Origin of the sequence: Sphingobium sp. IP1 (assembly GCF_002708645.1) — a bacterium.
GTDB lineage: Bacteria > Pseudomonadota > Alphaproteobacteria > Sphingomonadales > Sphingomonadaceae > Sphingobium > Sphingobium yanoikuyae.
This window is the reverse complement of sequence record NZ_NOIW01000159.1, coordinates 1-8,902: the sequence shown is the minus strand read 5'-3', so window position 1 is coordinate 8,902 and position 8,902 is coordinate 1. Positions and strand designations below refer to the sequence as shown.

Sequence of the window (8,902 nt, the reverse complement as noted above, 5' to 3'; positions counted from 1 at the left end):
GGGTGGGTAGCGGAATGTCAGCTTTCTTGGTCACAAACCGGCTTGAGGAAGGTCCATACTACGAGCCCGAAACCGATAGTCGTGAAGCATACTGCTGAATGCAAAGCCCATGTCCAGATGGTATCCGGTATCGAAAAAGACCAGCAGGCTGCCGAGGTAAGCAGCGGCAGCAGCATCCATGGGATGAGTTGGAAATTCATCTCATTTACCCACGCCAATCCACGTAGCGGTATTGCCTTGCTCGAAAGAAAGGCGCGGTATCTGATAAATGCCCTTTGCATCAACCTCGTATCTCATGAGCGATCGGTGACGGCAATTGGTCGTGTCGCGCCGGACAGCTTTTCCGGCCATAAGCGGACAGGCCGCTGCGGGGAGCGCTTTGTGCGATCGGCTCTGTGGACAGCGATCGAGGGTGGGAAGCGGCCATCCCACCTACGTCATGCTGAACTTGTTTCAGCATCTATCAAGCCTAACAAGCCATTGGTCTATTGGGAGGAATGGACCCTGAAACAAGTTCAGGGTGACGATGATGGGATGGGCCGCTGCCTGGTCGAAGCCTGCCAATCTCTACGGGCGTCATCCTGACGAAAATCAGGATCCATTCTGCACTAGGCCAGATAAGGAGCGCAGAATGGATCCCGCATCGAATGCGGGATGACGGCAGGATTGGTGGGCGGCGTTTGGCTTTACCAGAGCACGCCGTCGACCGGCTGGACCGGCGGAGGCCCTTCGCGGCCGAGCGTGTCGCACATGTCCGCCTCGATCGTGGTCGTGATGCTGTCGAGCGGCAGGTCGTGGACGTCGTTGCCGAACGGATCGACCAGGTCGTCGCCGATCTGTAGCACGGCAAGATACATGAAGCCCGCGACCGCCGATCCGACCGGGGTGGCGATGCCCAATGTCTCGACCAGGCCGATCGGCAGCAGGATGCAGAAGAGCCGGGTGAAGAATTTGGGGAAGCTGCGATACTGGGCGGGCAGCGGGGTGTTCTTGATCCGCTCCATGCCGCCCTGCGCGTTCGACATGTCGATCAGCAGCCGTTCGATCTGGGTTTGCTGGATGCTGTCGATCCAGCCATCCGCGCGCGCCTGTTCGACCCGGCGCCCCGATCCGTCGAGCAGGCCGTTGGCGGGATTACGGCGGCCCAGTTCCGGAATCTCCTCCGGAATCTCCGGGCCGGCGAGCACGCGGCGCACATCGGGCGCGGGATCGATCCGGCGGAGCTGGCAGCGCAGCGCTTGGACATAGGCAATATGGCGTTCGACCAGGGTCTGGCGCAGGTCCGCCGTTTCGGCCCGGTCGGGGATGAAGTTCATCACCGCGCGCGCCCAGCTGCGCGAGACATTGACCATGGCCCCCCACAGGATGCGGCCCTCCCACCAGCGCTGATAGGCGGAGTTGACGCGGAAGCCGAGGACCAGGGCGAGGGCGGTGCCGAAGATGGTGAGCGGCAGGGCCGGCGCCTTGAAGGGCGAGATGAAGTAGAAGATGGTGACCGCCAGATCCCAGAAGAACAGCGCGATCAGCGCGCGCCATGCGGTCTGGAAACTCTGGCGGATACGTGGAGCACGTCCGACGATCATAGGGGGAGCGGTTCTCTACAGGTCAGGCGATGTCCGTGCCGTCGGCTTCATCCAGTTTCAGCCAGGCATGGCGCAGCGCCATGCCGCCGATGATGCCGACCGCCTTCAGGATCGTCGCATAGATGGTGGGGGTGCTGTCGCTGATCGCCAGCCAGGCGCAGGCGAAGCAGAGCGCCATGGCGGCATAGATGGGCAGCGCCTCGATATCGTTCCAGGCAAGACGCTGATTGGTCTTGGGCGTGGGCGCGGCGCGCGTTGCGGCGAGCGTGCGGATCATGGCGGTCCTTTCCGAAATGGAGCCGACGGGCGGCCTTTGTTCGAAAAATGATGCGACGCACAAGCGACGGTCAACGTGGTCCACGCCATGCAAGCCAGCCTTGCGGTAGCGGTAACGCCAGCAAAATTCCGTCGCATTTCCGTGCCGTTTGGGAGACGTGGCAATGTTTTCACACGGAACTGCAACCTTGCGCCTATTGCAATGCAGCGTAACGCGCATAGCTTTTTGCGCATGGCCGATCGCTATGCTGAAATCCTGTCCTTCGTGAAAATTGCCGAATCGGGCAGCCTGTCCGAAGCGGCCAAACGACTGGACCTGTCGCTTGCCGCGACCAGTCGCCGCCTGTCGCAACTGGAGTCGCGGCTGGGGGTGATGCTGGTGCGCCGCAACAGCCGGCACATGACGCTGACCCAGGAAGGCCAGATCTTCTACGAGAAGGCGGGACAGGCGCTGTCCGACATCGACCAGGCGGAAAATGTCGTGATGCGCAATGCCACCGAGCCGGTGGGGGCGCTGCGCGTGGTGACGACGCTGCATTCGGGCCGCAGCCGGCTGGCGCCACTGTTCCAGCATTATGCGACGCTGCACCCGGAGGTGGCGGTGCATCTGGAGGCGGCGGGGCAGGCGGCCAATATCGTCGAGACCGGCCATGACATCGCCATCTGTTTCGATCCGCCGCCCGACAGCGGCCTGATCATGAAGCGGCTGGCCGACAATCCGCGCATGCTTTGCGCTTCGCCCGAATATCTGAGCCGGCGCGGCGTGCCGCGCACGATCGAGGATCTGGCCAGCCATGACCGGATCGTCATTGGCGGCGGGCAGGATATGTGGCGCGCGATCGACATGGACATGGGGCGGGACAACAGCCGGGCGAGCCGGGTGCTGAGCACCAATGATGGCGAACTGGCGCGGCTATGGGCGCTCAATGGCGCCGGTATCGTCATCAAGTCGCTATGGGCGGTGTCGGACGATCTGGAAGAGGGTCGGTTGCAGACGGTGCTGCCCGCTGTCGCGCTGCCGGAATCGCCGATCGTTGCCCTCTATCTGCCGGCGCAGGGGGACAGCGCCAAGGTGCGCAGCTGCCTCGACTTCCTGGCGCGCCATCTGAAGCCGGCCGAGGCGACCCCGGCCGCCGCCTGACCCGATTCTGAAAATGCGCGATCGGCGCGATCGACTGTCTGCGGACCGTCGATCGCGCCGATGCTGATTCACGGCGGCCCGCTTCCGCTGGAGCGCACCCATCCGCCATGGTCATCGACTTGTCAGGCCAATTTGTCTGACAAGTGCCGCGTTCACCAATATTGGTTTGACCAATATATTGCGCTGGCCTGATCTGTCGGTTACAGACTTTTCGAAATCTGGAGTCGAGTCCCGCAATGTGGGCTTTGTGGTGGATGCAGTCGGGCAAACCGGCGCATCGGCCGATGGCTCCCGGTGGCAGCTTTGGAACACAGGATCGGGAGAGGTTGATGAAGGGGCAGTCGAAAATGGCAGTCGTGATGGCGAGCCTGCTGGTTGGCGTCGCATCGGAGGCGCTGGCGGGCGTGGCCCATGCGCAGGATATGTCGGCCGGCGACATCATCGTGACGGCGCAGAAGCGCGAACAGAATGTGCAGGATGTGCCCTTGTCGGTGCAGGTGCTGGGCGAGGCCCAGTTGCAGGCCAATGCGGTGCAGGATTTCAACGATCTGAGCCGCGTGTCGCCGTCGCTGAGCATCCGGCCGGCGGAAAATCCGGCGAGCGCCAATGTCGCGATCCGCGGCGTCGGCACCCTGGCCTTCAGCCCCGGCGTCGAGCCGAGCGTCGCGGTGATCCTGGACGATGTGGCGCTGGCCTTCCAGTCGCGCGCCTTCACCGATCTTTCCGATATCGAGCGAATCGAGGTGCTGCGCGGGCCGCAGACGACGCTTTATGGCAAGTCGGCCTCGGCGGGCCTCATCAATATCGTGTCCAAGGCGCCGACCAAGACGCTGACCGCGTCGGTGCGGGGCATGATCACCACCGATGACGAGCAACAGATCGGTGCGGTTCTTTCCGGGCCGCTGACCGACACGCTGGGTTTCCGCACCAGCGTCAACTATGATGATTTCAAGGGCAATTCGCGCAACCTGGCCGATGGCAAGACGCTGAATGGGCGCCGCTATTTCTCCACCCGCAACAAGCTGCGCTGGAACCCGACGGCCGAGTTGCAGGCCGATCTGGCGATCGATTATGCCGATGGGCGGACGACAGCGACGCGGCCCTTCATCGAACTGGGCGACAATGCGATCCTGCGCGGCAATCCGGCCTTCACCCAGGATGTGTTCGCGCCGGGCATCACCGTCGGCAAGGATAATAGGGACGTGTCGATCGATTTCCCGACCGGCAACACCTATAATGACTTCGCCCAGTCGCTACGCCTGAGCTATGATACGGGCGGGCCGACGATCATGTCGATCACCGCGCATGACCGCTACAAGTCGCATGACTGGTTCGACAGCGACGATTCCGCGATCAGCAGCTTCCAGAATTTCCAATATGGCCATTTCGACAGCGAGCAGTTCAGCCAGGAATTGCGGCTGATTTCGCCCGGCAAGGACCGGTTCCGCTATACGCTGGGCGCCTATTACAGCAATGTCGACATTGGCCGCGACTTCTATCGCGGGCCGCTCTTTTCCAACGCCAATTGGGATGCGACCAACGGCAGCGACCTGATCGCGGGCTTTGGCCAGCTGGAATATGATCCGCTGCCCGGCACGACGCTGATCGCCGGTGGCCGCTACAGCCGGGAGAAGATCGATTATGTGTTCACCGATCTGGCGGCCAGCCGGGTCTATGCGGGGCGCAGCAGCGACAGTTTCGGCACCTACAAGCTGGGCATCAAGCAGGATGTCGCACGCGACATGAACCTCTATCTCACCTATGCGACCGGGCATAAGGGGCAGGCCTATGACATTTCGTCGGGCTTCAACCAGGCGCGCGCCGATGCCGGCCCGGTGAACCCGGAAAAGTCGGACAGCCTGGAGCTTGGCTTCCGATCGCAATTGCTGGATCGCAAGGTCACGCTGAACGTCACCGTCTTCAATTCCAACTTCCGCGATTTCCAGACCCAGGCGGTGGAAAATCTGGCCGACGGGACGCAGAATTTCCGCCTGACCAATGTCGGCAAGGTGCGCATCCGCGGCCTGGAAATGGAAACCAGCATCCGTCCGGTGGCCGGGCTGACCATCAATGGGTCGCTGACCTATCTGGACGCCAAGTTCAGGGAATTTGCCGGCGCGGCCTGTTATGTGAACCAGACCGCGGCGCAGGGATGCGTCGGCACGCCGCCGCGCCAGGATCTGAGCGGCAAGGCGATGCTGATCTCGCCCAAGTGGAAGCTGGCGGGCAATATCGATTATGCCCAGCCGCTGGGGCAGGGGCCGCTGGAACTGGTCGCGCAGGGCGCCGTCACCTGGCAGAGCAAGGTCGTGCCGCTGGACCAGAATCCGCGCACCATCCAGCCGGAATATGCGATGGTGAACATCGCGCTGGGCCTGCGCAGCGCCGACAAGGCCTGGCAGGTGATGGGCTTCATCAACAATCTGTTCGACCAGCATTATCGTTATCTGATCAACGATGTGTCGAACCGTTACGGGACGACGGCGATCCAGGGCTATGTGCCGCGCGATTTCCATCGTTATGGCGGCATCCGCCTGAGCTACAGCTATTGAGCTGGCGGGTTGCCGGGCTGGGCCTGGCCGCGCTGATCGGCGCGGCTGGCTCGGCCGGCGGCGCGGCGCCCTTGCCGGACATCTATATATTGGCCGGCCAGTCCAACATGTCAGGGCGGGGCGCCCTGGCGGACCTGACCGAGGCGGAAAGGGCGCCGGTGCCGGGCGTGACGATGCTGGGCAATGACAGCATCGTCCGGCCGGCGATGGAGCCGATCGACAATGCGCAGGGGCAGCAGGACATGGTGTCGGCGGACCGGCTGGCGGCGGTCGGGCCGGGGCTGTTCTTTGCCCGCGCGCTGATCGCGCGGCAGCGGCGGCCCATCCTCCTGATCCCCTGCGCCAAGGGCGGCAGCGCGATCGCGCGCTGGCGGCCCGGCGGGGATCGGACGACGCTCTATGGATCGTGTCTGGCGCGGGTACGATCGGTCCGCGGACGGCTGGCCGGCATCCTCTGGTATCAGGGCGAGAGCGACGCGGAAAATGAGACGGCGGCAACGGGCTATGGCGCTGCGCTGGCCGATCTGGTCGGGCATTTTCGGCGGGATCTGGGACGCGCAGAGCTGCCGTTCATCGTCGCGCAGATCGCCGATCGGCCGGCGGCGCCGGAGCATGTCGCGCGTTATCCGGGATGGGCGATGGTGCAGGCGGCGCAGCGCGACATCGCCCTGCGCTGCGCCTATATGGTGCCGACCGGCGGCCTTGAGCGGCAGGCGGACGAACTGCATCTGGTGACCGATGCCCAGCGCCGGCTGGGCATGGTGATGGCGCGGGTGATGATGGCCTTGCAGGCGGATGGATGCGGGCGCTGACGCGCGCCCGCCGCCTTACAGCGTCTTTTCGTAGACCTGATAGATTTTGTTGACCCTGGATTCGATGGCGTCGGCGATTGCGTTCATGCCCTGATTATCGTCCAGCACCCAGCCGATCTCGCCGCGCGTCGCACTGTAATGGGCCAGGGCGTTGCGGCGGATATATTCGATCATCATGAAGGCGAGCTGGCTGGCCATGCGGGTCGATTGCAGCCGCTGGACCACGCCCATCAGCGGCACGCGCATGGTGCGGACCTGCGGCTTGCGCAGCCAGCGCAGCAGCTTGATCCAGCCGAACGGGAAGAGCGAACCGTTGAGCGGCTTCAGTGCCTCGTTGAGGTCGGGCAGGGTCATCATGAAGGCGACCGGTTCGCCTTCCAGCTCCGCGATCATGATCAGATCCTCGAACACCAGCGGCTTGAGCTTCTTGCCGGTGAAGGCGACTTCGGCGTCGGTGATCGGCACGAAGCCCCAATTCTTGCCCCAGGCGTCGTTGAGGATGCCCAGGATGATCGCCGCTTCCTGATCGAATTTCGACTTGTCGACCTTACGGATGGTGATGCGCGCGCTCTTTTCGCCGGAGGCGACGATGCGCTCGATCAGCGGCGGGAAATTCTTGGTGATGTCCAGCTCATAGGTCTTGAGCTGCTTGACCGGCTGATAGCCGGCGCCTTCGACCATCGGTTGATAGGCGGCGCTGTTATGGCCCATCATCACCGTCGGCGGATGGTCATGGCCCTGGATCAGCAGGCCAGGTTCTTCCCAGATCGACAGCGAGATCGGGCCGAGCACGCGGGTCATGCCCTTGGCCTTGAGCCAGCCTTCGGCCGCTGCGATCAGGGCGGCGCCGGTTTCGGCATCTTCCGCCTCGAACAGGCCGAAATTGCCGGTGCCCGGACCCATGCCCTGTTCGACCGGCTGGGCCAGCGCCAGCTTGTCGAAATGCGCGGAAATGCGGCCGACCACCTTGTTTCCGCGCCGGGCGAGGAAATATTGAGCCTCGGCATGGTCGAAGAAGGGATTCTTGCCCGGCGTCAGCAGGCCGTAGACTTCGGACTTGAGCGGCGGCACCCAATTGGGATCATTGGCGTAGAGCCGCCAGGGCAGGTCGACAAAGGCCTTGAGATCGGCCTTGGAGGAAACGGGGGTGATGAGGAGATCGGTTGATGCCACGGCGCAGGCCCTTGAAGAAATGTGTCGAGCAGTTCGGCGCTTGTTTGCGGAATGTCAATCTCGGGCCGGGGCAGGAGTGCTAAGTGGGTGAATATGTCACGTTGCTGCCACGATTGCAGCGCATTTGGAGTGTAGGGAAGGCAGCATGACTGTGCATGATCCCATATTGGCCGCCGCGTCGCGCACGCGGTCGGCTATACCCGACGATACGAAGATGCTGCGCGCTGCCGCAGATCTGACGCGCACCCTGTCGACCGCGAACCCGGCCATCTACTGGCCGGACATGCTGGCGTCGGCGCTGATCGGCTATGGCGCGCTGGCCGGCGCGATATTGGCCCAGAATGTGGCGATCGCGATCGGCTGTGCCCTGTTGTCGATGATGGCGCTCTATCGCGCGGCCAGCTTCATCCACGAGCTGACCCATATCCGCAAGGGCGCACTGCCCGGCTTCCGCTTCGGCTGGAATTTGCTGCTCGGCATTCCGCTGATGATCCCGTCCTTCCTGTATGAAGGCGTGCATACCCAGCATCATGCCCGCACCCGTTATGGCACGGCGGAAGACCCGGAATATCTGCCGCTGGCGCTGATGAAGCCCTGGTCGCTGCCCTTGTTCATCGTGGTGGCCGCGCTGGCGCCGATCGGCCTGATCCTGCGTTTCGGCGTGCTGACGCCGCTCAGCCTCCTCGTCCCGCCGCTGCGGCGCAAGGTGGTGGCGGAGTTTTCGGCGCTGTCGATCAATCCCGCCTATCGCCGTCGCGCGCCCGAGGGCGCGTTCGCCCGCATGTGGCATTGGCAGGAAGCGGGCGCCTGCCTGTTCGCGCTGGCGCTGGTCGGCAGCGTCTTCGCCTTCGGCTGGAAGCCTTTGCTGGTCTATATGGCGATCCATTCGGCGATGACCGTCATCAACCAGCTGCGCACGCTGGTCGCCCATCTGTGGGAGAATGAGGGCGAGGCGATGACCGTGACCGCGCAATATCTGGATTCGGTCAATGTGCCGCCGCCCGGCACGCTGCCCGAACTATGGGCGCCGGTCGGCCTGCGCTATCATGCGTTGCATCATCTGCTGCCGAGCGTTCCCTATCATAATCTGGCGGCCGCCCATCGGCAGCTGATGGCGACGCTCGACATCGACTCGCCCTATCGCCAGGGCAATTATACCGGCATGTTCCCGCTGGTCGCCAAGATCGCCCGGAGCACGATGCACGCGCGCTGATCGCGGCGGATCGGGACAGGAAAAAAGGCCGGTGGAAACGCCGGCCTTTTTTGTGGGCGGACGGGGGCGGGTTGCGCGGCGACCGTGGGGCGACGCTTTTGCTGCGATCGGTTGGCCGTGATTTAATCGGCAAAGCGGAGGGCCAGGCTTCC

General features: G+C 63.5%; 8 protein-coding genes. 5 read left to right on the top strand and 3 right to left on the bottom strand.

The genetic code is table 11. The annotated features are described in order from the left end of the window. On the top strand, window positions 1–585 hold a 585-nt coding region (locus CG471_RS30390), incomplete at its 5' end, for a hypothetical protein (RefSeq protein WP_218964294.1). Window positions 586–686: 101 nt separating this feature from the next. On the opposite strand, the gene CG471_RS27775 is transcribed toward CG471_RS30390, so the two are convergent. Together CG471_RS27775 and CG471_RS27770 are read right to left on the bottom strand one after the other, a co-directional pair. Beyond that, entirely contained in the window at window positions 687–1,583 is an 897-nt protein-coding gene (locus CG471_RS27775; RefSeq protein WP_099234430.1) for a bestrophin family protein, read from the bottom strand. A 22-nt stretch (window positions 1,584–1,605) separates the two neighbouring features. Further along, window positions 1,606–1,860, bottom strand: coding sequence for a hypothetical protein (locus CG471_RS27770; RefSeq protein ID WP_004211015.1), 255 nt, complete (start codon window positions 1,858–1,860; stop codon window positions 1,606–1,608). Window positions 1,861–2,091: 231 nt separating this feature from the next. Here CG471_RS27770 and CG471_RS27765 point away from each other — a divergent pair, with 231 nt between their 5' ends. The 3 genes from CG471_RS27765 to CG471_RS27755 all read left to right on the top strand — a co-directional run bounded on the left by CG471_RS27765 (window position 2,092) and on the right by CG471_RS27755 (window position 6,364). Next, window positions 2,092–3,000, top strand: a complete 909-nt coding sequence (locus CG471_RS27765) for a LysR family transcriptional regulator (protein ID WP_037517974.1) — start codon at window positions 2,092–2,094, stop codon at window positions 2,998–3,000. A 347-nt stretch (window positions 3,001–3,347) separates the two neighbouring features. Then, window positions 3,348–5,552 carry a TonB-dependent receptor gene (locus tag CG471_RS27760; protein WP_257211713.1) on the top strand — a complete coding sequence of 735 codons (2,205 nt, stop codon included), beginning with the start codon at window positions 3,348–3,350 and terminating at the stop codon, window positions 5,550–5,552. Further along, window positions 5,549–6,364 (top strand): sialate O-acetylesterase, encoded by an 816-nt coding sequence (locus CG471_RS27755; RefSeq protein WP_099234428.1) that lies wholly within the window; start codon window positions 5,549–5,551, stop codon window positions 6,362–6,364. The genes CG471_RS27760 and CG471_RS27755 overlap by 4 nt, the downstream gene beginning before the upstream one ends. A gap of 15 nt (window positions 6,365–6,379) precedes the next feature. Here the strand turns inward: CG471_RS27755 and CG471_RS27750 are convergent, their stop codons facing one another. Further along, the gene (locus tag CG471_RS27750; protein WP_004211020.1) at window positions 6,380–7,537 is read right to left on the bottom strand and encodes a hypothetical protein; all 1,158 of its coding nucleotides are present in this window, start codon (window positions 7,535–7,537) and stop codon (window positions 6,380–6,382) included. Window positions 7,538–7,682: 145 nt separating this feature from the next. On the opposite strand from CG471_RS27750, the gene CG471_RS27745 reads away from it, so the two are divergent. Then, window positions 7,683–8,750: a fatty acid desaturase gene (locus CG471_RS27745; RefSeq protein ID WP_099234427.1), complete on the top strand. Its 1,068-nt coding sequence runs from the start codon at window positions 7,683–7,685 to the stop codon at window positions 8,748–8,750. Window positions 8,751–8,902: the final 152 nt, after the last annotated feature.